The following is a 24,776-nucleotide window of genomic DNA, read 5'->3' as shown; positions in this document are numbered from 1 at the left end:
GGTGACATCGCAACGCAGCATGGGAGAGCGGCATGATCACCACCAGCACCGACGGCATCGAGGGCCGGAAGATCACCGCCTATCTCGGCATCGTCGCCGGCGAGGCAGTGATGGGCACCAATATCTTCCGCGATTTCTTCGCCGGCATCACCGACATCCTCGGCGGCCGCTCGGGCAGCTACGAGAAGGAGCTGCGCAAGGCGAAGAGGCTGGCGCTGGAGGCGATGGTCGCGGAAGCGACCGAGCTGGGCGCCGATGCCGTGGTCGGCGTCGATCTCGATTATGAATCGATCGGCGGCAACGACCGCCAGATGCTGATGGTCACCGCCAACGGCACGGCGGTAAAACTCGGGGCGTGAAACTGGGGCGAGGCCGGCAGCCGCCACCGGCCCGGCCGGTGGCGGATTCCACTTGAAAAGCACGACCGTTCTATTATTCTCCGCCTGACCGGCAGATCCGCCGGCCCAACGGAGCCCTCCCCGATGCCCGATCCAACCATCCCGAACTCGACCCCGTCTCGTCGTAAAAACAGCACGAATGTTCGTCTTATTATCAGCGGATTGCTGATCCGCGGCCTGATCCGTGCCGGATTCCGGCTGGTCCCCGGCCTCACGGCCGGCTATGCCGCCCGGCTGTTCCTGACCCCGCAGCGCCGGCCCGCCCCCGGGCGTTCGCGAAGTGTTTCACGTGAAACACCCCTGGCGGTCGACGGGCCGCTCGGTCCCCAGGCCGCCTGGCTCTATGGCCGCCACGAGAATCCGGCCGGGCCGGTGATCCTGCTGGTGCATGGCTGGGAGGACGACCATCTGAGCTGGGCGCCCTTTATCGACCGGGCGGTCGCTGCCGGCTACCGCGTGCTGGCACCGGACCTGCCCGCCCATGGCCGTTCGCCGGGCCGTCAGACCGGCATCCCGGTGCTGGCCGCCGGCATCGCCGCCACCACCCGCGAGGCCGCGCGGCTCGGCCTGGTCGGCGGGGCCGTGCCCTTCCATGCGGTGATCGCCCATTCGCTGGGCGGCACCGCCACCCTGCTGGCAGCCGCCGAACTGGGACTGGCGGCCCGGCGCATCGCCATCCTCGCCGCCCCCAACCATCCGCGCCTGTTCGCCGCCGCCATGATGACGATGCTGGGCCTCGGCAAGGCCCAGACCGAGGCGGTGTTCCGCGCCATCGAGCGCCGGGTCGGCCGCAGCATGGATTCGCTGTACCTGCCGCCGCTGCTGCGCCGGTTCGGGATGCCCGGCCTGATCCTGCACAGCCGCGACGACCGCGTCGTGCCGCTGGCCCACAGCCGCGAGAATGCCGCCGCCTGGCCGGGCGCCGGGCTGCGCATCCTCGACGGGCTCGGCCACCGCCGGCTGGTCAGCGATCCGCAGGTCCATGCCACGCTGCTGCATTTCATCGGCAGCGATGCACCGGCCGACAGCTTCGGGGCGGAAGCCGGCGCAGAAGCCGGCGCGCAAACCAACGCGGCGGCCTGACCCTGTTTCACGTGAAACAGGCCGGCGGCAGGCAGGCGGCGCCGCGTCAGGCCTTCAGCGCCGCGGCGTGATGGGCGACATGTGCGCCGATGAAGCTGGCGATGAAATAATAGCTGTGGTCATAACCCGGCTGCAGCCGCAGGGTCAGCGCAATGCCGGCCTCCGCGCAGGCCTTCTGCAGCAGCTGCGGCCGCAGCTGGGTCTCCAGGAACTCGTCCGCCGCGCCCTGGTCGACCAGCACCGGGCGGCGCCAGCCGGTCGTGGCCGCCAGCTGTGTCGCGTCATAGGCGTTCCACGTGGAACGGTCGGGCCCGAGATAGCCGGCCAGGGCCTTCTCGCCCCAGGGCACCTGGCCCGGCGCCGCGATCGGCGCAAAGGCCGAGACCGAGCGGTATTGCTGCGGATTGCGGAAGGCGCAGACCAGCGCGCCATGGCCGCCCATGGAATGGCCGGTGATGCCGCTGCGCGCCGGATCGACCGGAAAATGGCTGTTGACCAGGGCCGGCAGTTCGGCGGTGACATAGCTGTACATGCGGTAATGCCGCGACCACGGCGCCTCGGTGGCATCGACATAGAAACCGGCGCCGCTGCCGAAATCGTAGGCGTCGTCCTCGCCCGGCAGGCCGAGACCGCGCGGACTGGTATCGGGCGCCACCAGCACCAGGCCATGCTCGGCGGCATAGCGCTGGGCGCCGGCCTTGGCGGTCATGTTTTCCCATGTACAGGTCAGGCCGGACAGATAGTACAGAACCGGCGCGCGCCGGGCGCCATTCCCCACCGATTCCGGGGGCAGATAGATCGCGAATTCCATGGCGCAGCCCAGGCTTGGCGAAGCATGCCGCCACACTTCCTGCCGGCCGCCGAAACAGGCCCAGCTCTTGATGCGTTCCATCAGCAGGTCACCCCGGTCAGAACGTGACGACCGAGCGGATCGACTTGCCTTCATGCATCAGATCGAAGGCATCGTTGATCTTGTCCAGCGGCATCACATGGGTGATCAGGTCGTCGATGTTGATCCTGCCGTCCATGTACCAGTCGACGATCTGCGGCACGTCGCTGCGGCCGCGCGCACCGCCGAAGGCCGAGCCCTTCCAGACCCGGCCGGTGACCAGCTGGAACGGCCGCGTCGAGATTTCCGCGCCCGAGGGGGCAACGCCGATGATGATGCTTTCACCCCAGCCCTTGTGGCAGCATTCCAGCGCCTGCCGCATGGTCTTGACGTTGCCGATGCACTCGAAGCTGTAATCGGCGCCGCCTTTGGTCAGTTCGACCAGATGCGGCACCAGTTCCTCGTCCTTCATGTCCTTCGGGTTGACGAAATGGGTCATGCCGAATTTCTCGGCCATCTGCTTCCGTGCCGGGTTGATGTCGACGCCGATGATGCGGTCCGCGCCGACCATGCGCGCGCCCTGGATCACATTGAGCCCGATGCCGCCGAGGCCGAAGACCACGACATTGGCGCCGGGCGTGACCTTGGCCGTGTAGATCACGGCACCCAGGCCCGTGGTGACGCCGCAGCCGATATAGCAGACCTTGTCGAAGGGCGCGTCCGCGCGGATCTTGGCGACCGCGATCTCGGGCAGCACGGTGTAGTTGGCAAACGTCGAGGTGCCCATGTAATGCCACACGGTTTCGCCGCGGCATTTGAAGCGGCTGGTGCCATCGGGCATCTGGCCCGCACCCTGGGTGACGCGGATCGCCTGGCAGAGATTCGTCCTGCGGCTGAGGCAGTAGTCGCAGTTGCGGCATTCCGGCGTGTAGAGCGGAATGACGTGGTCGCCCTTCTTCACGCTGGTCACGCCAGGGCCGGTATCGACCACCACGCCGGCGCCCTCATGGCCGAGGATGCAGGGGAATTTCCCCTCGCTGTCCATGCCCGACAGCGTATAGGCATCGGTATGGCAGACGCCGGTGGCCCTGATCTCGACCAGCACCTCGCCGGCGCGCGGGCCGTCGAGCTGCACGGTCTCGATGCTCAGCGGCTTTCCGGCTTCGAAGGCAACGGCGGCGCGCACGTCCATGGGGCATCTCCTCGCTGATCTCTGCTGACGCAGGAGACCATAAAGGCCGATGCGGGGTGATGGGAACCCCCGGGCGGTGACGTCAGGCCAGCTGCGCCACCCGCGGCCGCACCAGCATGCAGAGCAGGCCGAGCAGGGCCGTCGCCAGCATGGCCGCCGGCATCGGCTGCAGGCCGGGCAGCGGCAGCAGGTTGACGAGCGCGGCGCCGGTCGTGGCCCCGGCCATCTGCAGGGCACCGATCAGCGCCGAGGCGGCACCGGCACGCTGCGGGAAAGGCTGCAGGGCCGCCGCCACGGTCAGCGGATTGACGATGCCGATGCCGTACAGGAAGACGAAGGTGGCGCCGATGGCCGGCCACAGGCCCGGCGCGGAAACGGTCAGCGCCAGCAGCAGCGCGCCGCCGCCGGCCAGCACCAGGAAGCCGAAGCGCACCGCCGCCATGGCGCCGAAGCGGCGCATCAGCCGCGGCGCCGAGAAACCGCCGGCGAAGACGGCAAAGACCGTGGCACTGGAGGTGAGGCCGAATTCGGTCGGGCTCTGGCCATAGGCGGCAATGAACAGACCGGGTGCCCCGGCGAAGAAGGCGAACAGCGCACCCAGCGCACAGGACGTGGCCAGCGCCGGCAGCAGGAAGGCGGAACTGCCGAGCAGGCTGCCATAGCTGGCGAAGGCGCCGGCAAGCCGGACCGGGCCGGCCGCCGGCGGCCGCGTCTCGCCGAGGGCGCGCAGCACGATGGCAAGGGTGAGGATGCCGAAAGCCGCAACCGCATAGAAGGGTGCGCGCCACCCGAAGCCCTCCTGCAGCAGGCCGCCCAGCAGCGGGCCGAATCCGGGGGCCACCGCCACGCCCGTCATGATCAGGCCCAGGGCCCGGCCGAGCGCCGGCCCGTCGAACAGGTCGCGGGCCATGGCGCGGCCGACCACCGAGGCGGCACAGGCACCCACCGCCTGCAGGGCACGGCCGAGGATCAGCATCTCGATGCTGGTGGACATGGCACAGACCAGGGTGGCGGCGAAGAACAGCGGCAGGCCGAACAGCAGCACCGGCCGGCGGCCATGCCGGTCCGACAGCGGGCCGGCAACCAGCTGGCAGACGGCAAAGACGGCAAGATACACCGTCAGGGTCAGCCGCACCTGGCCGGCATCCGCCTGCAGCGCCTGGCCGATCACCGGCAGGGCCGGCAGGTAGATGTTGGTCGACAGCATGCCCAGCGCGGCCAGCGCGGTCAGCAGCACGATCAGCGGCATATAGGCCAGGGCCGGCTTTCCGGGCGACGCCACGCCGGGCGGCGGGCCGTTCATGCGGCCCGTTCGACGGCGATGGCGGTGGCCTCGCCGCCGCCGATGCACAGCGACGCCACGCCGCGCTTCGCGCCGGCGCGGTCCAGTGCATTCAGCAGGGTGACGATGATCCGCGCGCCGGTGGCACCGATGGGATGGCCCAGCGCGCAGGCGCCGCCATGCAGGTTGATCCGGTCATGGCCGATATTGAGGTCGCGCATCGCCGCCATCGGCACCACCGCAAAGGCCTCGTTGATCTCGAACAGGTCGACATCGCCGGTGGTCCAGCCAACCTTGTCGAGCAGCTTGCGGATGGCCGGGATCGGCGCGGTGGTGAACCATTGCGGCTCCTGCGCATGCACGGCATGGCCGAGAATGGTGGCGATGATCGGCAGGCCGCGGCGCTCGGCTTCCGAGCGACGGGCCAGCACCAGGGCGGCGGCGCCGTCGGCATTGGCGCTGGAAGAAGCCGGCGTCACGGTGCCGTTGGCCTTGAAGGCAGCCTTCAGGGTCGGGATCTTTTCCGGGTTCACCTTCAGCGGATTCTCGTCGCGGGCGACCTCGCCGGTCTTCGCGTCCGGCGTGACCGGCACGATCTCGGCATCGAACCAGCCATTGGTGACGGCCTTCTGCGCACGGGTCAGGGTTTCGATGGCATAGGCATCCTGCTCGGCGCGGGTGAAGCCGTAATGTTCGGCACATTGTTCGCCGAAGGTGCCCATGGCGCGGTCGCGCTCGTAGGCATCCTCCAGGCCGTCCAGCATCATGTGGTCCAGCACCTGGCCATGGCCGGCCTTGCGGCCCGCACGCATCTGCGGCAGCAGGAAGGGCGCGCCCGACATGCTCTCCATGCCGCCGGCGACCATGATCTGTGCCGAGCCGGCCAGCAGCATGTCATGGGCCAGCATGGTGGCGCGCATGCCCGAGCCGCAGACCTTGTTGACGGTCACCGCGCCGACATGGTCGGGCAGGCCGGCCTTGCGCGCCGCCTGGCGCGCCGGTGCCTGGCCCTGCCCCGCCGGCAGCACGCAGCCCATCAGCACCTCGTCGACATCCGCGCCCGCGACGCCGGCCTTCTCCAGCGCGGCGCGGATGGCGGCGGCACCGAGATCGCTGGCCGGCATGCCCGCCAGCGCACCGGTGAAGCGGCCGAGCGGCGTGCGGATCGCCGCGGCGATGACAATGGGATCAGGGGCTGCAATGGCGGACCGGACGGTGGCGGACATGGCGGCGCTCTCCTCATGGCTCCGGGGGATTTCTCTTGCCGCCAGTATAGATGATTGTTATCATCTAAACGTCAAGCGCTATTTTGCAGCGCGGAAAGGCTGTCATGCGGCGTTCGGCAGAAGACAAGGCGGAAACCCGCCGCCAGATCGTGCAGACCGCCGGGCGCATGCTGCGCGGCCGCGGCCTCGCCGAAACCGGGGTGGCCGACGTGATGGCCGCCGCCGGCCTGACCCATGGCGGCTTCTACCGGCATTTTTCCTCCAGGGAGGATCTCGCCGCCGCCGCCATCGGATCCGGCTTTGCCGAGATGCGCGGCCGCCTGCAGGCCATTGCGGCGCAGGCACCGCCGGGCAAGGGGCTGGAGGCCGTGATCGATACCTATCTGACCGAAGCGCATCGCGACCGGCCGGACCGGGGCTGCGTGATGGCCGCCATCGGCATGGAGGCCGGCCGCGCCGGCGGCGCCGTGCAGGCGGCTTACCGTGAGGGCATCGTGCTGCTGCGGGGACTGCTGGCCGATCTGGTGCCGGCGCCGACCCGCCGCCAGGCGGAAGACCGTGCCGACGCGATCCTGTCGGTGCTGGTCGGCGGCCTGCTGCTGGCCCGGGCGCTGAAAGACCCGGCGGCATCGAAACGCGCGCTGAAGAATGCGCGCAACGCGGCGCTGGAACTGGCTTATTAGATACTGCTTCTACTTAACCGTCTGCACCGTGCTTTCGTCTGGTACGACACTGAAATATTTATCAGCAACCCGCGCCTTGATTACACTGACATTCCCCGCGCCATAGAAGCCAGAAGTCTCAGCCCCAATACCCGCCACATCAAATTCGCTATCAACACCCAAAATAACTTCTTTCAGAACAAGTACCGCATCAAAAGAATAGTAATGCCCACCATCAATCAATTCTGTTTCAGAAAGCGGCAGCACCAGCCTAATTTCCTGCTCATACTGCCAATGAAGAAATTTTGTACTCAACAATAAGCGCCATAGCTCTGGAGATGGATTCTTCAGGTCCTCCATCCCCCAAAATCTATCTTGAATTCGTCGCTCCTGATAGCTTACCCGAAGCGCCTTGCTTTCCAGCAGATCAAAACCAAGGCACACACCCCTATGGTCGTCCGCGTAATGACTCCACAGAACCGGGTTAATCCAATTACCACTGAAGCATATTAAACCGTTTTCCTCGCCAAATCTTTTTTAAGGCCCTTTGACAATTCGCGAGTATTCTTTTCCTCGATACTAATCGCCAACAATTCAAAGGGATCATTAAGGGTAGAGAATTTGCTTAACTTAAAACGGCGGTCACGAATGATTGCCTGAGCCGCCTTCCCATTCGTCAGATGGTAAACTCGAATATATCCACTTTCTTTTGATGGTGGATGACACACCTCAGAAGATCCCATATCGAAGCCATAACCCTCTCTCCACCACTCCAGTCTGAAAGAGGGATTCATTGGCATTGATATGTTCCGGAAGAAATTGGGGTTAAGGTGTTACTCCGCCGCGTCGATATTCCGCGCGAGCACCTCGCGCTTGCCGACATGGTTGGCGGCGCCGACCACGCCTTCCTTTTCCATGCGCTCCATGATGCGGGCGGCGCGGTTGTAGCCGATCTGCAGGTGGCGCTGGATGAAGGACGTGCTGGCCTTGCGCTCGCGGCAGACAAGCGCCACGGCCTGGTCGTACAGGGTATCTTCCTCGCCGCCGCCTTCGCCGCCCATGCCGGGGATGCCGAACTTGCCGTCCGGATCGGCAGTGACCGCCTCGACATAGACCGGCTCGGCCTGCGCCTTCAGTTCGGCCACCACGCGCTCGACCTCTTCGTCGGAAACGAAGGGACCATGCACGCGGCTGATGCGGCCGGCACCGGGCATGAACAGCATGTCGCCCATGCCGAGCAGCTGTTCCGCACCCTGCTCGCCGAGGATCGTGCGGCTGTCGATCTTGGACGTGACCTGGAAGGAGATGCGGGTCGGGAAATTCGCCTTGATCGTTCCGGTGATGACGTCGACCGACGGGCGCTGCGTCGCCATGATCAGATGAATGCCGGCGGCACGGGCCATCTGGGCGAGGCGCTGGATCGCGGCCTCGATATCCTTGCCGGCCACCAGCATCAGGTCGGCCAGTTCGTCGACGATGACGACGATGAACGGCAGCGGGTTGAGATCGATCGGCCGCTCCTCGTACATCGGCTCGCCGCTTTCGGGGTCGAAGCCGGTCTGCACGGTGCGGCCGAGCTTCTCGCCCTTGGCTTTTGCCTGGGCGAGCCGCTCGTTGTAGCTGGCGATGTTGCGCACGCCGAGTTCCGACATCTTGCGATAGCGGTCCTCCATCTCGCGCACGGTCCATTTCAGCGCGACAACAGCCTTGCCCGGCTCGGTGACCACGGGGGCCAGCAGATGCGGGATGCCGTCATAGACGGAGAGTTCCAGCATCTTCGGGTCGACCATGATGAAGCGGCACTGGTCCGGCGTCAGCCGGTAGAGCAGCGACAGGATCATAGTGTTGATGGCGACCGACTTGCCCGAACCGGTGGTGCCGGCGACCAGCAGATGCGGCATGCGGGCGAGGTCGGCGATGATGGCGCCGCCGCCGATATCCTTGCCCAAAGCCAGGCCGAGCTTGTTGCCCGCCGCCTCGAATTCGGCAGAGGCCAGCAATTCGCGTAAGAAAACCGTCTCGCGCCTGGCATTCGGCAGCTCGATGCCGATCGCGTTGCGGCCGGGAATGACGGCGACGCGGGCCGACAGCGCGCTCATCGAGCGGGCGATATCGTCGGACAGGCCGATCACGCGGCTCGACTTGGTGCCGGGCGCGGGTTCCAGCTCATACAGCGTAACCACCGGGCCCGGGCGGACCTTGGTGATCTCGCCCTGCACGCCGAATTCGCTGAGCACCGATTCGAGCATGCGGGCATTCTGCTCCAGCGCATCCTCGTTGATCTTCTCGCGCGCGGAATCCGCCGGCGGCGGCTTCAGCAGCGACAGTTCCGGCAGCGCGAAATCGCCGCCATCGCCAAGCCGCAGCGAGGTCTGGGCCTCGCGGGCGGCACGGCCGCCGGCCTTCGGCTTCTCGACGCGGCGGGCGACGCGGCCTTCATCCGCCTTGATGGCGGCCGGCAGGCGCGGCATGTCCGCGTCGCCGTCGTCTTCATCCTCGTCCCCGATCCCGTCAGCGAGGTCGGCGGGATCGACATAGTCATCATCCATTGCCGCGGCCGACTTGCGGCGCAGCGACGGCTCGCGGTCATGCAGCACCGGGCCGTCCCCGTCATCGCGGTCGCGGGTGAAGAAACTGCGGATGCGACCGAAGAAGCCGGCGGCGGCATCGGGCGCCTCGGCGCCGGTACGGGCGACCGCACGGCTGCCATGGTAAAGCCCCTGGGCGGCCAGTCCGGTGGCCGCCGCGGCGCCGAAGCCGAGACCGGCACCCATGCGGCGCACCTCATGCACCGACAGGCCGGAGGCGAAATAGAAGGCGACCAGCGCCAGGATCAGGCAGAACGCGCCGGGCAGCACCGCCGACAGCGGCAGGCCGATGCCGACCGCGGCGGGCAGCATCTGCTGGTAGAGGAAGAAATCGCCGAGGATGCCGCCGAGCCCGGTGCGCAGGCTCCAGCTGCCGGGCAACGGCAGGGCGGCGGCGAAGCTGGCGAACAGCAGCAGGGCAACCGGCACCAGCGCCACATTCAGCCACCAGCGCGGCAGACCGCGATGGGAGACGACACGGAAGCCCCAACTGGCCAGCAGCAGCACCAGCAGCCAGGCCGCCAGGCCCAGAGTCTGCAGCAGCACGTCCGACAGATAGGCGCCGGGCAGGCCGAGCCAGTTCTGCGGTTTCAGCGGGGTGGCATGGTTGAAGTTGGGGTCGGCCGGATCGAAGGTGGCCAGCGCCAGGGCCAGCAGGAAGCCCAGCCCCAGCAGCAGGATGCCGCCGCCCTCGGCCGCGCGCTGACGCAGGAAATCGTCGAACCCTTCCGGGAAGAACTGCGCCTTTTTCTTCGACCTGGAAGCCATGCCCTTCTTCCTCGCCGTCTTTGCCATAATCCCGTTAACCATAAGAACTGGACACAAAAACCGGGCCGGGACGGGCGAATCCGCCCCAGCCTCGTCAGTTAACCCCCGAGAACGTTACTGAATCGTTGAAGAGCATCCCGGGTGGTGGGCAGATCGGCCACCAAGGCAAGCCGCAGGAAGGTCTTTCCGGCCCGTTCCCCGCCATTTTCCGGCCGGGTCAGGTAATTGCCCGGCAGGCTGCGGATGCCGGCCTCGCGCCACAGTTTCAGCGCCGCGGCCTCCGGATCGCCGACATCCAGCCAGAGATAGAAGCCGCCCTCGGGCCGGAAAAACCCGAAGCGGTTGCCGAGGATGTTCCGGGCGATGTCGAATTTCTCGCGGTAGAGCGCCCGGTTCGCCTCGACATGGCTTTCCTCGCGCCACAGGGCCGCCGACGCGGCCACCACCGGCATGGGGACGCCGGCACAGCCGTAATTGCGCAGCTTGATGAAGGCCTGGGTGATCTCCGGATCGCCCGAGCAGAAGCCCGAGCGCAGGCCCGGCACGCTGGAGCGCTTGGAGAGCGAGTGGAAGACGACGACGTTCTTCAGGCAGCCCGGCGTGGCGCGGCCGCCACTGAGATGCATGGCCGCTTCCAGCCCGCCCGGCGGCGGCGCATCGGTGTAGATTTCGGCATAGCATTCGTCGAAGGCGATGACGAAATCATGCTCGCGCGCCAGCTCGATCAGCCGCGTCATGTAGTCGATGCCGGCCACCGTGCCCTGCGGATTGGCCGGCGAGCACAGATAGACCAGCGCCGTGCGTGCCAGCACGTCGCGCGGCAGACCGGCGAAATCGGGCAGGAAGCCGTTCTCCGGCGTCGCCGCCACGAAATAGGGGTCGGCGCCGGCGGTGACTGCCGCGCCCACATAGGTCTGGTAGAAGGGATTGGGCATCAGCACCAGCGGCCGCTCGCCCTTCAGACCTTTCTTCTCGGGCACCACCACCTGCGAGATCATGTACAGGCCCTCGCGGGTGCCGCTGAGCGCGACGATCTGCTTGTCCGGCTCGATCAGGCCTTCGGGCAGGGTGTAGCGGCGGGTCAGCCAGTCGGCACAGGCGGCGCGGTAATCCGGACTGCCATTCGGCGTCGGATAGCGGCTCAGGCCATCAAGGTCGCGGCTGAGATGCTCGCCGACAAAGGCCGGCATGGCATGCTGCGGTTCACCGATCGACAGGTTGACGACATTGAGGCCGGCCGGGGTCGGCTCGTGATCGAGCAGGGCGCGCAGGCGGGCAAAAGGGTAATCGGACAGCAGGTCGAGCCGGGGATTGAGCATGATCGGAAGCTTTTCAGGGTCTGGGGCCGGCCGCGGCCGCCGCGCGAGGCGGCGAATCGGGTCCGGCCTTGATCAGCGGGCAATCTACGGGGCGGCGAGTCCCCCGGCAAGCCGGGGCCATGCGGCGCCGCATCCGCGGGCGGGCCGTTTTATCATCTGGTATTTGCCCGCTGGGATTGCTAGAAGCTCCGGGGACGTCGTTTTGCGGCGGGCCGGACGGGCCGAAACCGGACAGGCTTCAAACCAGCACAGGCCCAAACCAGACAGGGGGCCGCCGGCAGGCCGGAAAGGCCGCCGGCGCGGTGGCGCATGACAGTGAGCCCGCAGGCAAGTTTCCAGGCCCGGCCCTGGCCGGTGGTCCGCAATGCCGTCATCGGCACACTGAACCTGCATCGCCGGCATACCGTCTACGGCTTCGGCGAGGTCGATGTCACCCGCGCCCTGGACCTGATCGCGCAGTATCGCCGCGACCTGCGCATCGCCGTTTCCTTCCATGCCTTCGTCGCCCACTGCCTGACCCGGGCCCTGCAGAAGCACCCGATCATGCACACCTTCCGGCATGGCCGGCAGCTGATCCGCTTCGACGACATCGATGTCTCGACCGCCATCGACCGCCGGATGCCCAACGGCATGCAGATGGCGGTGGGCTATACCCTGCGCGCGGCGCAGACGAAATCCCTGGCCGCCCTGAACTGGGAACTGCGCAAGGCCACCAATGTCGATCTCGCACTGCACGACCTGGTGAAGCTGCGCCGGCGCATCGCCCGCATGCCGGCGATCCTGCGCGACATCATCGCCTGGCGCATCCGCCGCAACCCGCATCTGCTGAAGCGCTTTCACGGCACCGTCGGCCTGACCAACCTGCAGAGCCCGGGCCTGCCGCAGAGCTTCCAGGCGCTGCCGCCCAACATCTTCACCTATACGATGGCCATCTGCGGCCTGACCGAGCGCGACGGCCGCAAGATTCTCTGCCTGTCCGGCGGCGCCGACCATGCCATCGTCGACGGCCTGCCGCTGTCGCGGTTTGCCGCCACGCTGAACGGCCTGCTGGAATCGGCGGCCGGCCTCGACGACAGCTTCCTTGCCGAAACCCGGCGCCTGATCGCCGCAGACGAAGAGAGCGCCCGATGACCGTCGCAGACTCCGTTGCCGGTGACTTCCCGCAGGCCCGCGGCCACTGGCTGTTCGGCCATGCCGCACAGTTTGCCGCGCGCGCGCATCTGCTGCCGGCAGAAGTCGGCGCCGGTCATGGCGGCATCGCCTGGTTCCGCATCCTGCACAAGCGCTTCCTCGCCGTCACCGATGCCAGCTATATCCGGCAGGTGCTGGTCACCAAGCATGAAAAATACGAACGCAGCTTCCAGTACCGCAACAGCCAGGTGATCAATGGCCGCGGCCTGCTGTCGACGGACGGACCCTTCTGGCTGAAACGGCGGCGCCAAATCCTGCCGGCCTTCCGCCCCGACGCGCTGCAGCGGCTGGCCCCGTCGACCAGCGAGGCGACCGAGGCGATGCTGGCCAGCTGGGAAGGCTACCGGCAGCGCGGCGAGCCGGTGCCGGCGATTGCCGAGACCCAACATCTGTCGCTGTCGGTGATCGGCCGCGCCCTGCTGTCGACCGATGTCGGCCGCGGCGATTCCGAGCGGTTCGGGGCCGCCGTGCGCGACAGCCTGCATCTGCTGCGCCGGCGCAACACCTCGTGGATGGCGCCACCCCTGTGGCTGCCGACCCGCGGCAACCGGCATCTGCACATGACCCGCGCCATCCTCGACAGCTACGTGACGCGCCATATCGCCGAACGGCAGCATTGCCCGGTGCGCCACGACATCCTGCAGACCATGCGCCAGGCCCGGGAGCCCGACGGCAGCATCTCGCTCGACGACGGCGCGCTGCGCGACGAAACCAAGACGCTGTTCATTGCCGGCTTCGAGACCACCGCGACGGCGCTGGCTTGGACGCTGTATGCCCTGGCGGGACGGCCGGCCCTCGCCGAGGAACTGCATGACGAACTGCATGCGGTGCTGCGTGGCGCGGCGCCCGATCTTGACAGCCTGAAACGGCTGCCGCTGACCGCGGCGGTACTGAACGAGACCATGCGCCTGTATCCGTCGGTCTATCATATCTCGCGGGAATGCATCGAGGAGGACATGTATGACGGCCGCCGCATTCCGCGCGGCAGCCTGCTGCTGCTGTCGATCTTCGGCATGCAGCGCGATCCGGCCCTGTGGACCGATGCCGAGGACTTCCGGCCGCAGCGCTTTCTCGGCAGCGACTGGCCGCGGCATGCCTTCATGCCCTTCATCATCGGCAAGCATACCTGCATCGGCAATCACTTCGCCCTCACCGAAATGATGATCGCGCTGGCGATGATCGTGCAGCGCTACCGCCTGGCGCTGGCCGATCCGCGCCCGGTCGGCATGCAGGCGCGGATCACCCTCGCCCCCGACCGCGAAATCGCCCTGCGCCTCGACCCGCGCTGATTGTGGCGCGGGCCCGCCTGCGCGGCCACGATCACGCGAAAATGACAGCCAGCCCGCACGGCGGCTGGCTATGGTTGCCGGGCGTATCCAACCGGGACCGGCCGAGATGACACACGGGCAGCGCGAGACGTGGTGGCAGGATGCGGAGTCCCTGCGCCGGCTGGTGACCAGCCTGGCAGGGCACGATGCGACACCGGCCGGCGCCGCCGCCATTGCCGCCTTCTTCTGCCTGCAGGATGCCCCGGGCCCGGCCGCCGTCCTGCAGCAGACGAACTGGCAGACGCCGGACTGGCTGGCAGCCCTGCAGGGGGAACTGCGGGCGGACGGCGGCGACCTTGCCTTCCTGACCTCGGGCAGCAGCGGTGCGCCGAAACCGGTGCGCCAGCCCTGGGCCCGCCTGGCCGAGGAACTGGATTTCCAGGCCGACCTGCAGGGCCCGGCCCGCCGCATCGTCAGCCTGGTGCCGGCGCATCACATCTACGGCTTCATGTTCGCGGTGCTGCTGCCGCACAGGCTGGGCGTGCCAGTGGCCGACCTGCGCGACCGGCGGCCGGCGGCGATTCTTGCGGCCCTGCAGCCCGGCGACCTGGTGATCGGGTTTCCGCAGATCTGGAAGGCCCTGGCGCAGACGGCCGTTCAGGGCGGCTGGCCGGTCGCCCCGGCGGTGCGTGGCATCACTTCGACCGCACCCTGCCCGCCGGAAACCGCGCGGGCGGTGCGGATGGCAGGCTTCGCCCGGCTGGTCGAACTCTACGGCTCCAGCGAGACCATGGGCATCGGCTGGCGCGACGACCCCGCGCAGCCCTTCACCCTGTTTCCCTACTGGCAGCTGGAAAACGACAACACGATGCTGCGGCATGCCGCACGCGGCTTCTGCATCGCCCTGCCCGACCGCATCGCACCGGCCGGCAACGATGATCGCCATTTCGCCGTGTTCGGCCGGCGCGACGGCGCCATCCAGATCGGCGGCATCAACGTGCATCCGGACCATATCGCCGCCGTGCTGCGCGGCCATCCGCTGATTGCCGCCGTGGCGGTACGGCCCTACCAGGCCGGGGCGACCCTGCGGCTGAAGGCCTTCCTGGTGCCGGCCGATCTCGGCGCCGATCTCGCCGCCCTGCGCCGCGAGATCGAAACCTGGCTGCGCCAGCGGCTGCCGGCGATCGAACGGCCGCGCAGCCTGACCTTCGGCAGCGCGCTGCCGCAGGGGGCGATGGGCAAGCCGGCCGACTGGTGAAAAAAGCCGGCCGGCCGTTCCGCAGAAGACGCCAGGCGGAACGGCCGGCCGCACACAAGGGAGGACACGCGTGACGCGCGGCGCCGGTCTGGCAGGATGCCGGACGGTCCGGTGAGCCGTCCGGCACGATTCCGGCCGCACGTCGGATGCCGCCGGTTAGGGGGTATCGGTCGGTTTTCGCAGCGGCACCGGCCTGCAGGAAGATAGGCCGCCGGCCGCCGCCGCACAGGGGCAGCACGGGGGCAGCATGGGCGAAGGCCCGGAATTCCGGGAAACCCAGACCCCGCTGCCGCTTAGCGGCAGCCGTGATACGCTGGCGGCATGGACTCCCGACACCCCGCCTCGCCCGCCTGCAGCCTCGACGAGGCCCCGGACGGCTATCGCGGCTATCTGCCGCCGGCCGAAATCGCTGCCGCTGTCAGGGCGATGGCGGCGCGGGCCGGGCAGACAGGCCGGGAGAGGCTGGCGGCCGGCCTTGCCGCCATCGCCGACGGATTGCCGCCTGCGGCAGCCCCCGCCACCGCCATGCCGGATGATCTTGCCGCCGCCTTCGATGCCCTGCTGCCGCGGATCCGCGACAACGCCCTGCATGCCCGGCTGAAGGCCCTGCGCGACGCGGGCTGACCCCGCCGCCCGGGGCCTTCAGCAATGCAGCCGGTCAGCCGCGGGAGGCATCGGCGCCGTCGGCATCGTCCGGCGCGTCATTGTCATGCACGTCGCTGGGCGGCAGCTTGCGCGGCGCCGGGGCGGCTGCGGCCGCCGCCGGTTTCTCCGCCGGGCCATCCTGCGCCACGAAAACCGGCGGCGCCTTGCCCTGCTTGTCGATGCCGAAATAGATGGTCTGGTGCGGGAACGGAATCTCGATGCCCAGTTCGTCGAACCGCGCCTTCATGCGGCGCTGGAATTCGCGGCGCACCGCCCATTGCCCGCCGGCCACGGTCTTGAAGCGGACACGGATCACCACCGCGGAATCGGCCAGCTGGTCGAGGCCCAGCACCTCCAGCGGCTCGAGGATGCGGGCGGCCCAGTCCGGTTCCTGCCGCATCGCCTCGCCCAGTTCCTGCAGCACCGCGATCACGTCGTCGACATTCTCGCGATAGGCGACGCCGGCATCGATCAGTGCATAGGAGAAGCCGCGCGTCATGTTCTGCACGCGGGTCACCTCGCTGAACGGGATCACATGCACGGTGCCGTTCAGGTCGCGCAGGCGGATGGTGCGGATCGAGATGTCCTCGACCACGCCGGCATTGCCGCCGAGATCGACCACATCGCCCACCGACACGGTATCCTCCATCAGGATGAAGGCCCCGGTGATCACGTCTTTCACCAGGGTCTGCGCACCGAAGCCGACGGCCAGGCCGATGACGCCGGCACCGGCCAGCAGCGGCGCGATATTGATCCCGAGTTCGGACAGGATGATCAGCCCGGCGATCAGGCCCAGGATCACCGTGACCGTACGGCGCAGCAGCGGCAGCAGGGTGCGCACCCGGCCCGAACGCGGCGTCGGGGTGCCATCGGGGCCGGGCTGGGTCAGGTAGTATTCGATGCCGGTGGCGATGGCTTCCCACAGCGCCACGGTGACCAGCAGAACCAGCGCGATGGTGGTCAGGCGCGCCACCGCGCCGCGGCCGGCCGCGCTGCCGAGCCAGCCCAGCGTGTCCAGCCCCCAGGCCTGCAGCACGGCAAAGGCCGCCACCACGTAGAGCAGGACCCGCACCGCGCCCAGCAGCACCGGCAGGTAGCGGTTCGCCCGGGCCTCGAGGCCGGGAAAGCGCAGCCGCGTCTCGGCGCTGATCGCGAACAGCCGGTGGATGCCGCGGTCGGCGGCGTAGAGCAGCAGGCGGGTGACGACGAGGATCGCCACCGTCAGCAGGGTACCGCGCAGGATCAGGCGGAAGCCGCCGTCAATTTCGAAAGCCCAGATCGCATAGGTGGCGCCGATATAGAGCAGGGCCAGCACATGCCAGATATCGGCCGCCCGGTGGCGCAGCAGCCGCATGGCATTGCCCTGCGGCCTTGGCGCATCCTCATCGCCTGCCGGCTGGCCATTCCCGCGCAGATGCGCGGCGACGGCGCTGCGGTTCTGCAGCACCAGCACGGCGACCATGGCGGCAAAGGCGAAAGCCAGCAGCTTGGCGACGGCATCGACGCCTTCGGGCGGGATGCGGACGCGGGTGGCGATCAGCACCAGCGCATGGCCGAAGAAGCCGAGCACCGCCAGCCGGCCGAGCCACAGGCTGACATAGACTGCGGTCTCGTCTCCGACCCGCAGCAGCCGCAGGGCGGCATTCTGGCCGGATGCCGAATCCGGCGCCAGCAGGATATGGCCGGCGATCTGCACCGCGCGCACGGCAACGAAGGCCTGCACGAGGAACCGGGCGAGGTCGCGGGTCAGCGGCCCCGGCGCCAGCAGGCCGAGAATGCCATAGGCGGCGCCGGCAAAGACCGCGATCGGCACCAGCGCCACGATCACCCGCAGCACCAGCAGCAGCAGGTTGACCCAGACCGACTGCGCCGGCTGGCCGGCCAGCGCCGCCATCGGCCGGCGCAGGGCGGCGAAGGCCACCGCCTGCAGGGCGAAGGCGGCGATGATCGACGCGCCCAGCTTCAGCAGCACATCGGCCCAGATGGCGCGGCGGCGCGGATCCGCGGCCTGCTGCTGTGCCCAGTCGGCCAGGGCCGGCAGATCGGAAAACAACGCGCTGGCCGCGGCCAGCGCACTGCCGGCACGGCGCATCTGCGCCATCACCGAATCGACGATGGCGCTGCCGGGATCGGCCTCCGCATCCGATGGCGCCGCCCCGGCCCCGCCGTCAGCCCCACCCCTGACCCCGTCATCGGCGCCGCCGCGCGCCGCCGCCAGTCCCCGCAGGGTCTCGACCAGCTTCCTGCGCTCGGCTTCGTCTTCAAGCCGGGCGGCCAGATCCTTCAGGTCGCCGGCAGACAGGCCGTCCGGCACCCCGGCGGCGGCAGGCGCCGGTTCGGGCGCGGCGGCCTGTGCCAGCACCGGGCCGGCCGCGAGGGCGGCGCACAGCAGGAACAGAAGGGCGGCAAGCCGCGGCAGGCGCCGCCACGGCCGGGAGAAGGAGAGCATGTCGGTCATGGGTCCCGATTGTAGGCTGCCGGGCAGCGGGCGCCACCCCGGAATCGATGGAAAGTCGACAAACTATTGCCGGAATTGGGCGATTTCTGGGCTGCGCCGCAAAAAGCCGCCGAAATGCGGCGCGGCCGGGCATCCGGGCACGGCCGGCGGGTTTTCGGGATGGGCGGCTTTCGGAATGGGGCAGTGGTGCCCAGGGACGGATTTGAACCGCCGACACGAGGATTTTCAGTCCGACTCTGTTGCTTATTATTCAATGAGTTGCGTGTAAAACCGCCGCATTCTGCGGCACCAAGAATCAGCAGCTTAGTTTCATTTTGTAAAACCTTGCTCCACGACCATTTCATATTCGCTTCAATGAAGATTCAACGTTCGCTGCAATTCAAGAACACGACCGCGTTGATCCATTAGTCACCCTGTGCAGCTCTCCTTCGAGTATTGCCGGAAATCTCGGCCAAGCCGTCGGCCGTCACCTTGAGATATTCGATGATGAACTCGAGGAAATCCAAAAAATTTGCGAACTTCGTTCGCTCAACTTCGCCACCGCCTTGCTCGCCCAATTCGACCAGGTGCTGACTTAGAACGTTCGCAATAACCACCATGCGCCGCGACATAATGACCATATGGCTGTCTCTTGGTGGAAGCTTCCCAATGCTTGTGATTAGAGCCTCAAAAATCTCCGTCGTCGGTGGGATGTATTCTAGATTACGCCCAATCCTTTCAGGGTGCTTCCGCATCGCGAAAAGCGACGATTCAAGATAGAGACGAATTTCGTTAACCTCGGCATGGAGGGCAGCGGCAATCGCACGCCGCTCCTCCTTCTGAGTTCTTACCTGCACTTCCAATATTGACTGCGCCTGTGCTCTAGCTCCTCGATAAGCAATCGTGGCAGCGGCGATGGCCAACAATCCCGCCAGCAACACCTGAAATCGATCCGCTTGAGCAACAATCCTCTCCCAGAGTTGCGGGTGGCGATGATCAAGAACCGCGATAAAAGGAGTCGAATAGAGTGCCCATGCAAGCCAGAAAAATGGATCTCGCGCCATTCAATCCCTCCCGACTTGAACACGCCCTATTGCTGTTACGCCAGTCGGCCAAACCGCACGAACGGCGTCGGATAAGCGAGCTCAAGTCGCTCTTGAGCAAGTGAACGAAATCGGCGCGCAAATGTCGATCAGCATCAGTGAGGCGTCTGTAGGCAACGCGATTCGCGCAGCCTGTTCCTTTGGTCTTGCCAAAGAAACAAAGGGTTAGTTGTAAAACATTTGCCTGTTTTACAAAATTAACCACCGGATTTTTAGGGCTAAGTCATTGAAAGAATGGTGCCCAGGGACGGATTTGAACCGCCGACACGAGGATTTTCAGTCCTCTGCTCTACCAACTGAGCTACCTGGGCCCACAAGCGCAGCGGTTCGCCAAAGAACCGCAACGGCGCGCGGTTATAGACAAATTCGCCGGGGCTGTCCATATCAAGGCAGGACAAATTTCTCTCGTCGCGCAAAGCCCTTAGCTGTATTCACTGGCCATGCAGGACCTTCCCGCCAGCGCCGCCGACCAGGCCGCCATCGCCGTCCGCGGCCTTGCCAAGAACTATGGCGCGGTGGCCGCCGTGGCCGGCATCGACTTCGTCGTGCCCGCCGGCAGCGTCACGGCGCTGCTGGGCGGCAACGGCGCCGGCAAGACCACCACCATCGCCATGCTGCTCGGCCTGCTGAAGCCGAGCGCCGGCAGCGTCGCCGTGCTGGGCGCCGACATGCTGCGCGACCGGCACCGGGTGCTGCCGCGGATGAATTTCTCCTCGCCCTATGTCGACCTGCCGCACCGCCTGACCGTGCGGCAGAATCTGCGGGTTTTCGCCCGGCTCTATGCCGTGCCCCAGGCCGATGCGCGCATCGCCGAACTGGCGGCCGAGCTGAATTTCGCCAGCCTGCTGGACCGCCCGGCCGGGGCGCTGTCGGCGGGCCAGAAGACCCGGGTGGCCCTGGCCAAGGCACTGGTCAACCGCCCGGCCCTGCTGCTGCTGGACGAGCCGACGGCGTCGCTCGACCCCGATACCGCCGACTGGGTGCGCAGCCTGCTGGAACGCTACCGCCGCGAACAGGGCGCCACCATCCTGCTGGCCTCGCACAATATGGGCGAGGTCGAGCGGCTGTGCGACCAGGTGCTGATGATGAAGCAGGGCCGCATCGTCGACCGCGGCACCGCCCCCGAGCTGATTGCCCGCTATGGCCGGCGCAATCTCGAGGAGGTCTTCCTCGACATCGCCCGCAGCCAGGGCCGCGCCGCAATGCCGGAGGCGGTGGCATGATTCCGGCGAATGCCCGCGGCGAGATCCTGGGTATCGGCTGGGGCCGCATCGGCGCCATGCTGCGGCGGCACTGGTATCTGCTGTCGGGATCGTGGTTCCGCATCTTCGAGCTGATCTACTGGCCGGCCGTGCAGATGATCATGTGGGGCTTCCTCACCCAGTTCCTTGCCGGCAAGACCAGCTACGTGGCCCAGGCTTTCGGCATCCTGCTGGCCGGCATCATGCTGTGGGACACGCTGTTCCGCGTGCAGCTCGGCGTCGCCATTTCCTTCCTCGAGGAAATGTGGGCGCGCAATCTCGGCAACCTGTTCGTCAGCCCGCTGAGGCCCAGCGAATTCGCCGCCTCGGTGCTGCTGATGGGGGCGATCCGCACCCTGCTGGGCATGGTGCCGGTCAGCCTGCTGGCCTGGTGGTTCTTCGGTTTCTCGGTCTATTCCATGGGCCTGGCGCTGGCCGCCTTCTTCGCCAGCCTGATCCTGTTCGGCTGGGCGATCGGGATCGCGGTCTGCGGCCTGATCATGCGCTATGGCATGGGTGCCGAGAGCGCCGCCTGGGGCACCATGTTCCTGATCCTGCCGGTGGCCGCCGTCTATTATCCGGTGGCGATCCTGCCGGACTGGCTGCAGATGGTGGCCTGGGCGATGCCGCCGGCCTATGTGTTCGAGGGCATGCGCGCGCTGCTGATCGACGGGGTGATCCGCGGCGACCTGATGTGGCGCGGCTTTGCCCTCAACGCCCTCTACCTGGCCCTCGGCATGGCGGCCTTCCTGGCCTGGTTCGAGGCGGCACGCCAGCGCGGCCTGCTGCTCGGCCAGGGCGAATGACCGCGGCGCGACGGGATCAGCCGCCGAAGATCAGCTGACCCAGCAGCCGGCCCGGCATCAGGGTGAAAAGTCCGGCGATCAGCAGGCCGCCGCCGAACAGCGCGATCATGGTCTGGCGGTGACGCTGCACGTTGCCATGGCGGATGGCATAGATGGCCCAGGGCAGGGCCACCAGCGTGACCACCGAGAGGATATGGACCGGGCTGAACCCGTCTCCGCGCAGTCCGGTGATCCAGAAACTGCTCAGCGCCGCCGCCGCCATCAGCGCCACCCACAGCCAGCCGAGCCGCCGGTGCGACTGCGTGCCCTTGCGCCGCAGCAGCATGACGGCGCCGAGCGCCAGCGCGGCGAGGGTTGCGGCGAGGTGGATATGCACGGCCGGACCGGCGGCCACAATTGGGGCATAATTCATCGCTATCACGCTAGCGGCAAAGCCTGATAAACCGCCATTGTCCTGATATATATTATGTGATTCCCGTCACAGCCGATTCCCGTCATCCTTTCGCCAGATCCTGTCACCCAGACCCCGTTCAGCCAGATCAAGGACTTCCCGTGAGCGCCACCATCGCCCTGGTCGACGACGACCGGAATATCCTCACCTCGGTTTCCATCGCGCTGGAGGCCGAAGGCTACAAGGTCCGCACCTACAATGACGGCGCCGAGGCCCTGCGCCACCTGACCCAGCAGATGCCGGACCTGGTGATCCTCGACATCAAGATGCCGCGGCTGGACGGCATGGAAACGCTGAGCCGGCTGCGCCGCGTCAGCCAGGTGCCGGTGATCTTCCTGACCTCGAAGGACGACGAGATCGACGAGGCGCTCGGCCTGAAGATGGGCGCCGACGACTACATCACCAAGCCGTTCAGCCAGCGCCTGCTGATCGAGCGCATCAAGGCGGTGCTGCGCCGCGCCGAGGCCAGCCGGCCCGGCGCCGAGGAAACCGCGGCCGACAAGATGATCCTGCGCGGCCCGCTGTCGCTCGACCCGGCCCGCCACCGCTGCACCTGGAAGGGCGAGGATGTCACCCTGACGGTGACCGAATTCCTGCTGCTGGAGGCGCTGGCACAGCGGCCGGGCCATGTGAAGAACCGCGACCAGCTGATGGATGCCGCCTACGACGACAACGTCTATGTCGACGACCGCACCATCGACAGCCACATCAAGCGGCTGCGCAAGAAGTTCAAGTCGGTCGACGACGATTTCGACGCCATCGAGACATTGTATGGCGTCGGCTACCGCTTCAAGGAGCAGCCGGCCTGACGGTGCGGCAGCGATGATGGCGGCGGGGAAACGGCAGTGACGGAGACGCGCCCGCGCCGGCGGCTGATGTCGCCGCTGACCCGCCGCATCCTGCTGATCAACCTGGCGGCGCCGATCTCGCTGGTGCTGGCCTTCCTGTATCTCGACCAGTTCCGCCTCGGCCTGATCGAAACCCGGCTGACCGCCCTGCGCTACGAGGCCGGCCTGATTGCCGGTGCCCTCGGCGAAGCTGCCATCAGCCCCTACGAGCTGACGCCGGCGCTGGAACCGGAAACCGCCCGCCTGCTGCTGCGCCGCCTGTCCGCGCAGTCGAGCGCCCGCGCCCGCCTGTTCGACACCGAAGGCGACCTCGTGGCCGACAGCCGCCTGCTGCTCGCCGCCGGCCGCAGCGTGATCACCCGCCAGCTGCCGCCGCCGGAAATCGACACCGCCTGGGAACGCGCGCTGCTCAGCCTGTACGACCACATCAATGCGCTGTTCATGACCCGGCTCGACCTGCCGAAATACACCGAGTATCCGTTCGCCCATGCCAATGAATATTCCGAGGCGCGCCGCGCCCTCGCCGGCGACGATGCCCGCCAGCTGCGCGAACTGGCCGGCGGCCGGCTGATGCTGTCGGTGGCGGTGCCGGTCCAGGGCCTGCGCAAGGTGGTCGGCGCCCTGATGCTGACGGTGGACAGCACCGAGATCGACAACCGGGTGCGCGAGGAACGGCTGGCGGCCCTCAAGGTCTTCGCCGCCGTGCTCGGCTTCACCGTGCTGGCCTCGCTGTATCTTGCCGGCGCCATCGTGCGGCCGATCCACCGCCTGGCCGAGGCCGCCGAGCGCATTCGCGCCGCCAAGGGCCGCGTGGCCCACCTGCATATCCCGGATTTCTCGGACCGCCGCGACGAGATCGGCGACCTGTCGGCCGTGCTGCGGGCGATGACCGGCGCCATGGCCCAGCGCATCGACGCGATCGAACGCTTCGCCGCCGACGTCGCCCACGAGATCAAGAATCCCCTGACCTCCCTGCGCAGCGCGATGGAGACCTTTGCACGCACCAACAAGCCCGACCTGCGCGAACGCCTGCTCGTTGTGATGCAGGATGACGTGAACCGCATGAACCGCCTGATCACCGATATTTCGGAATCCTCCCGCCTCGATGCCGAACTGGCGCGCAGCGAGGCGGAACCGATCGACATCGCCGAGATGCTGCAGGCCGTGGTCGACACCTATGCGGCGCGCGCCGCCATGCGGCCGCTGCCGCGCATCGAAATGAAGCGCATCGAACCCGGCCCCTATCGCGCGCCGGCCTTCGAAAGCCGGCTGGGCCAGGTCGCCCGCAACCTGATCGACAACGCCATCTCCTTCAGCCCGCCCGACGGCACCATCACGGTGGCCGTGCGGCGCGAACCGCGCCACGTGGTCTTCACCGTGACCGACGATGGCCCCGGGATTCCGCCGGAGAACCTCGAATCGATCTTCGACCGCTTCTACAGCGAACGCCCGGCCAGCGAGGCCTTCGGCCGGCATTCCGGCCTCGGTCTGCCGATCGCCCGCCAGATCGTGCAGTCGCTGGGCGGCCAGATTCATGCCGAGAACCGCGACGACGGCCATAGCGGCGCCCGCTTCACGGTGCGGCTGCCGCTTTAACCGGCAAGGTGCACCGCCTGCCACAGGCGACACGCCTTGTCACCGGCGAATTTCACATGGACATGTATTGACAGTGCCGTCTTCCCGGCGGCAGGCTGCCCGGCCATGCTGACGCTTCATGCAAGTTGTGTGGCCCGCAACGGGCTGGCCGTGCTGTTGCGCGGCGCATCCGGCTCCGGGAAATCCGATCTTGCCTTCCGCATGATCGATGCCGGCGCCCGCCTTGTCGCCGATGACTGCACGCGTCTCTCCCGCGACGATACCCGCCTGATTGCCGGCGCACCGGAAACAATCCGCGGCCTGCTGGAAATCCGCGGTCTCGGCCCGGTCGAATTGCTGCCGGCGGCACCGACGCCGCTGGCGCTGGTGATCGACCTGGTGCCGCGCACCAGCGTACCGCGCCTGCCGGAACCGCGCTTCGAGACATTTCTCGGCATCGCACTACCCTGCCTCAGCCTCGATGCGTTCACCGCCAGTGCCGCGGCCGTGGCCTTGCTGGCGCTGGAGCGCGCCGCCGCCGGCCGCCTGTTCGAGCCTGCCGAAGCGCGCGGCCTGCGACGCCGCGGCGCCGCGCAATAACCGGAC

At 67.5% G+C, this 24,776-nt stretch carries 23 protein-coding genes, 1 tRNA gene and 1 pseudogene; 12 read left to right on the top strand and 13 right to left on the bottom strand.

Annotated elements, in window-relative coordinates:
• Positions 1–32 precede the first annotated feature (32 nt).
• Positions 33–359, top strand: coding sequence for a YbjQ family protein (locus tag ACEQZY_RS20280; RefSeq protein ID WP_341705462.1), 327 nt, complete (start codon positions 33–35; stop codon positions 357–359).
• 123 nt (positions 360–482) lie between these two features.
• Positions 483–1,481, top strand: a complete 999-nt coding sequence (locus ACEQZY_RS20275) for an alpha/beta fold hydrolase (protein WP_370156748.1) — start codon at positions 483–485, stop codon at positions 1,479–1,481.
• A 46-nt stretch (positions 1,482–1,527) separates the two neighbouring features.
• Here the strand turns inward: ACEQZY_RS20275 and fghA are convergent, their stop codons facing one another.
• The 4 genes from fghA to ACEQZY_RS20255 all read right to left on the bottom strand — a co-directional run bounded on the left by fghA (position 1,528) and on the right by ACEQZY_RS20255 (position 6,010).
• Positions 1,528–2,373, bottom strand: a complete 846-nt coding sequence (fghA, locus tag ACEQZY_RS20270; protein WP_370156746.1) for an S-formylglutathione hydrolase — start codon at positions 2,371–2,373, stop codon at positions 1,528–1,530.
• Between the two features lie 16 nt (positions 2,374–2,389).
• Positions 2,390–3,502, bottom strand: coding sequence for an S-(hydroxymethyl)glutathione dehydrogenase/class III alcohol dehydrogenase (locus ACEQZY_RS20265; protein WP_341705391.1), 1,113 nt, complete (start codon positions 3,500–3,502; stop codon positions 2,390–2,392).
• An 82-nt stretch (positions 3,503–3,584) separates the two neighbouring features.
• Positions 3,585–4,805 carry a multidrug effflux MFS transporter gene (locus tag ACEQZY_RS20260; protein ID WP_370156744.1) on the bottom strand — a complete coding sequence of 407 codons (1,221 nt, stop codon included), beginning with the start codon at positions 4,803–4,805 and terminating at the stop codon, positions 3,585–3,587.
• Positions 4,802–6,010, bottom strand: coding sequence for an acetyl-CoA C-acyltransferase (locus tag ACEQZY_RS20255; RefSeq protein ID WP_370156742.1), 1,209 nt, complete (start codon positions 6,008–6,010; stop codon positions 4,802–4,804). Before ACEQZY_RS20255 ends, ACEQZY_RS20260 begins: the two co-directional genes overlap by 4 nt.
• Before the next feature lie 104 nt (positions 6,011–6,114).
• Between ACEQZY_RS20255 and ACEQZY_RS20250 the strand changes: the two genes are divergently transcribed.
• Positions 6,115–6,693 carry a TetR/AcrR family transcriptional regulator gene (locus tag ACEQZY_RS20250; RefSeq protein WP_370156740.1) on the top strand — a complete coding sequence of 193 codons (579 nt, stop codon included), beginning with the start codon at positions 6,115–6,117 and terminating at the stop codon, positions 6,691–6,693.
• A gap of 9 nt (positions 6,694–6,702) precedes the next feature.
• On the opposite strand, the gene ACEQZY_RS20245 is transcribed toward ACEQZY_RS20250, so the two are convergent.
• From ACEQZY_RS20245 to ACEQZY_RS20225, 5 genes and pseudogenes are all read right to left on the bottom strand, one after another.
• On the bottom strand, positions 6,703–7,032 hold the full coding sequence (locus tag ACEQZY_RS20245; RefSeq protein WP_370156738.1) for a hypothetical protein: 330 nt from the start codon (positions 7,030–7,032) through the stop codon (positions 6,703–6,705).
• Positions 7,033–7,083: 51 nt separating this feature from the next.
• Positions 7,084–7,149: pseudogene (locus ACEQZY_RS20240) on the bottom strand (DUF2971 domain-containing protein); the annotation flags it as partial.
• Between the two features lie 32 nt (positions 7,150–7,181).
• Positions 7,182–7,472 (bottom strand): hypothetical protein, encoded by a 291-nt coding sequence (locus tag ACEQZY_RS20235; protein ID WP_370156737.1) that lies wholly within the window; start codon positions 7,470–7,472, stop codon positions 7,182–7,184.
• Between the two features lie 33 nt (positions 7,473–7,505).
• Complete coding sequence (locus tag ACEQZY_RS20230) at positions 7,506–10,028, bottom strand: DNA translocase FtsK 4TM domain-containing protein (RefSeq protein ID WP_370156735.1); 2,523 nt, start codon at positions 10,026–10,028, stop codon at positions 7,506–7,508.
• Positions 10,029–10,126: 98 nt separating this feature from the next.
• Positions 10,127–11,347, bottom strand: coding sequence for an aminotransferase class I/II-fold pyridoxal phosphate-dependent enzyme (locus ACEQZY_RS20225; protein WP_370156733.1), 1,221 nt, complete (start codon positions 11,345–11,347; stop codon positions 10,127–10,129).
• A 309-nt stretch (positions 11,348–11,656) separates the two neighbouring features.
• Between ACEQZY_RS20225 and ACEQZY_RS20220 the strand changes: the two genes are divergently transcribed.
• From ACEQZY_RS20220 to ACEQZY_RS20205, 4 genes are all read left to right on the top strand, one after another.
• The gene (locus tag ACEQZY_RS20220) at positions 11,657–12,478 is read left to right on the top strand and encodes a 2-oxo acid dehydrogenase subunit E2 (RefSeq protein ID WP_341704574.1); all 822 of its coding nucleotides are present in this window, start codon (positions 11,657–11,659) and stop codon (positions 12,476–12,478) included.
• Positions 12,475–13,827 carry a cytochrome P450 gene (locus ACEQZY_RS20215; RefSeq protein ID WP_341704575.1) on the top strand — a complete coding sequence of 451 codons (1,353 nt, stop codon included), beginning with the start codon at positions 12,475–12,477 and terminating at the stop codon, positions 13,825–13,827. Before ACEQZY_RS20220 ends, ACEQZY_RS20215 begins: the two co-directional genes overlap by 4 nt.
• A 106-nt stretch (positions 13,828–13,933) precedes the next feature.
• Entirely contained in the window at positions 13,934–15,064 is a 1,131-nt protein-coding gene (locus ACEQZY_RS20210) for an AMP-binding protein (protein WP_370156730.1), read from the top strand.
• 321 nt (positions 15,065–15,385) lie between these two features.
• Positions 15,386–15,688 (top strand): hypothetical protein, encoded by a 303-nt coding sequence (locus ACEQZY_RS20205; protein ID WP_370156728.1) that lies wholly within the window; start codon positions 15,386–15,388, stop codon positions 15,686–15,688.
• Positions 15,689–15,722: 34 nt separating this feature from the next.
• Here the strand turns inward: ACEQZY_RS20205 and ACEQZY_RS20200 are convergent, their stop codons facing one another.
• The 3 genes from ACEQZY_RS20200 to ACEQZY_RS20190 form a co-directional block, all read right to left on the bottom strand.
• Entirely contained in the window at positions 15,723–18,167 is a 2,445-nt protein-coding gene (locus ACEQZY_RS20200) for a mechanosensitive ion channel family protein (RefSeq protein WP_370156726.1), read from the bottom strand.
• 404 nt (positions 18,168–18,571) lie between these two features.
• On the bottom strand, positions 18,572–19,210 hold the full coding sequence (locus tag ACEQZY_RS20195; RefSeq protein ID WP_370156724.1) for a hypothetical protein: 639 nt from the start codon (positions 19,208–19,210) through the stop codon (positions 18,572–18,574).
• Between the two features lie 274 nt (positions 19,211–19,484).
• Positions 19,485–19,560: transfer RNA gene (locus ACEQZY_RS20190), tRNA-Phe, on the bottom strand.
• A 129-nt stretch (positions 19,561–19,689) separates the two neighbouring features.
• On the opposite strand from ACEQZY_RS20190, the gene ACEQZY_RS20185 reads away from it, so the two are divergent.
• Both ACEQZY_RS20185 and ACEQZY_RS20180 read left to right on the top strand, forming a co-directional pair.
• The gene (locus tag ACEQZY_RS20185) at positions 19,690–20,472 is read left to right on the top strand and encodes an ABC transporter ATP-binding protein (protein ID WP_341704825.1); all 783 of its coding nucleotides are present in this window, start codon (positions 19,690–19,692) and stop codon (positions 20,470–20,472) included.
• Complete coding sequence (locus ACEQZY_RS20180) at positions 20,469–21,296, top strand: ABC transporter permease (RefSeq protein WP_370156722.1); 828 nt, start codon at positions 20,469–20,471, stop codon at positions 21,294–21,296. The genes ACEQZY_RS20185 and ACEQZY_RS20180 overlap by 4 nt, the downstream gene beginning before the upstream one ends.
• Before the next feature lie 16 nt (positions 21,297–21,312).
• On the opposite strand, the gene ACEQZY_RS20175 is transcribed toward ACEQZY_RS20180, so the two are convergent.
• Positions 21,313–21,708 (bottom strand): DUF2306 domain-containing protein, encoded by a 396-nt coding sequence (locus tag ACEQZY_RS20175; RefSeq protein ID WP_370156720.1) that lies wholly within the window; start codon positions 21,706–21,708, stop codon positions 21,313–21,315.
• 140 nt (positions 21,709–21,848) lie between these two features.
• Here ACEQZY_RS20175 and ACEQZY_RS20170 point away from each other — a divergent pair, with 140 nt between their 5' ends.
• From ACEQZY_RS20170 to ACEQZY_RS20160, 3 genes are all read left to right on the top strand, one after another.
• Complete coding sequence (locus tag ACEQZY_RS20170; protein WP_341704822.1) at positions 21,849–22,556, top strand: response regulator transcription factor; 708 nt, start codon at positions 21,849–21,851, stop codon at positions 22,554–22,556.
• A 36-nt stretch (positions 22,557–22,592) separates the two neighbouring features.
• The gene (locus tag ACEQZY_RS20165) at positions 22,593–24,191 is read left to right on the top strand and encodes a stimulus-sensing domain-containing protein (protein WP_341704821.1); all 1,599 of its coding nucleotides are present in this window, start codon (positions 22,593–22,595) and stop codon (positions 24,189–24,191) included.
• A 105-nt stretch (positions 24,192–24,296) separates the two neighbouring features.
• On the top strand, positions 24,297–24,770 hold the full coding sequence (locus ACEQZY_RS20160) for an HPr kinase/phosphatase C-terminal domain-containing protein (RefSeq protein ID WP_341704820.1): 474 nt from the start codon (positions 24,297–24,299) through the stop codon (positions 24,768–24,770).
• Positions 24,771–24,776 lie beyond the last annotated feature (6 nt).

Origin of the sequence: Ferrovibrio sp. (assembly GCF_964218355.1) — a bacterium.
Taxonomy (GTDB): Bacteria; Pseudomonadota; Alphaproteobacteria; order Ferrovibrionales; family Ferrovibrionaceae; genus Ferrovibrio.
This window is presented reverse-complemented; position numbering and strand designations above follow the sequence as displayed.

Bases quoted from the DNA above. Each gene is read 5' to 3' on its own strand.
- ACEQZY_RS20245 (WP_370156738.1), bottom strand. From the start codon at position 7,032: ATGGAGGACCTGAAGAATCCATCTCCAGAGCTATGGCGCTTATTGTTG.
- ACEQZY_RS20185 (WP_341704825.1), top strand. From the start codon at position 19,690: ATGCAGGACCTTCCCGCCAGCGCCGCCGACCAGGCCGCCATCGCCGTC.
- ACEQZY_RS20215 (WP_341704575.1), top strand. From the start codon at position 12,475: ATGACCGTCGCAGACTCCGTTGCCGGTGACTTCCCGCAGGCCCGCGGC.
- ACEQZY_RS20260 (WP_370156744.1), bottom strand. From the start codon at position 4,805: ATGAACGGCCCGCCGCCCGGCGTGGCGTCGCCCGGAAAGCCGGCCCTG.
- ACEQZY_RS20255 (WP_370156742.1), bottom strand. From the start codon at position 6,010: ATGTCCGCCACCGTCCGGTCCGCCATTGCAGCCCCTGATCCCATTGTC.
- ACEQZY_RS20205 (WP_370156728.1), top strand. From the start codon at position 15,386: ATGGACTCCCGACACCCCGCCTCGCCCGCCTGCAGCCTCGACGAGGCC.
- ACEQZY_RS20230 (WP_370156735.1), bottom strand. From the start codon at position 10,028: ATGGCTTCCAGGTCGAAGAAAAAGGCGCAGTTCTTCCCGGAAGGGTTC.
- ACEQZY_RS20235 (WP_370156737.1), bottom strand. From the start codon at position 7,472: ATGCCAATGAATCCCTCTTTCAGACTGGAGTGGTGGAGAGAGGGTTAT.
- ACEQZY_RS20220 (WP_341704574.1), top strand. From the start codon at position 11,657: ATGACAGTGAGCCCGCAGGCAAGTTTCCAGGCCCGGCCCTGGCCGGTG.
- fghA (WP_370156746.1), bottom strand. From the start codon at position 2,373: ATGGAACGCATCAAGAGCTGGGCCTGTTTCGGCGGCCGGCAGGAAGTG.
- ACEQZY_RS20175 (WP_370156720.1), bottom strand. From the start codon at position 21,708: ATGAATTATGCCCCAATTGTGGCCGCCGGTCCGGCCGTGCATATCCAC.
- ACEQZY_RS20180 (WP_370156722.1), top strand. From the start codon at position 20,469: ATGATTCCGGCGAATGCCCGCGGCGAGATCCTGGGTATCGGCTGGGGC.
- ACEQZY_RS20225 (WP_370156733.1), bottom strand. From the start codon at position 11,347: ATGCTCAATCCCCGGCTCGACCTGCTGTCCGATTACCCTTTTGCCCGC.
- ACEQZY_RS20275 (WP_370156748.1), top strand. From the start codon at position 483: ATGCCCGATCCAACCATCCCGAACTCGACCCCGTCTCGTCGTAAAAAC.
- ACEQZY_RS20160 (WP_341704820.1), top strand. From the start codon at position 24,297: ATGCTGACGCTTCATGCAAGTTGTGTGGCCCGCAACGGGCTGGCCGTG.
- ACEQZY_RS20250 (WP_370156740.1), top strand. From the start codon at position 6,115: ATGCGGCGTTCGGCAGAAGACAAGGCGGAAACCCGCCGCCAGATCGTG.
- ACEQZY_RS20195 (WP_370156724.1), bottom strand. From the start codon at position 19,210: ATGGCGCGAGATCCATTTTTCTGGCTTGCATGGGCACTCTATTCGACT.
- ACEQZY_RS20200 (WP_370156726.1), bottom strand. From the start codon at position 18,167: ATGACCGACATGCTCTCCTTCTCCCGGCCGTGGCGGCGCCTGCCGCGG.
- ACEQZY_RS20210 (WP_370156730.1), top strand. From the start codon at position 13,934: ATGACACACGGGCAGCGCGAGACGTGGTGGCAGGATGCGGAGTCCCTG.
- ACEQZY_RS20265 (WP_341705391.1), bottom strand. From the start codon at position 3,502: ATGGACGTGCGCGCCGCCGTTGCCTTCGAAGCCGGAAAGCCGCTGAGC.
- ACEQZY_RS20280 (WP_341705462.1), top strand. From the start codon at position 33: ATGATCACCACCAGCACCGACGGCATCGAGGGCCGGAAGATCACCGCC.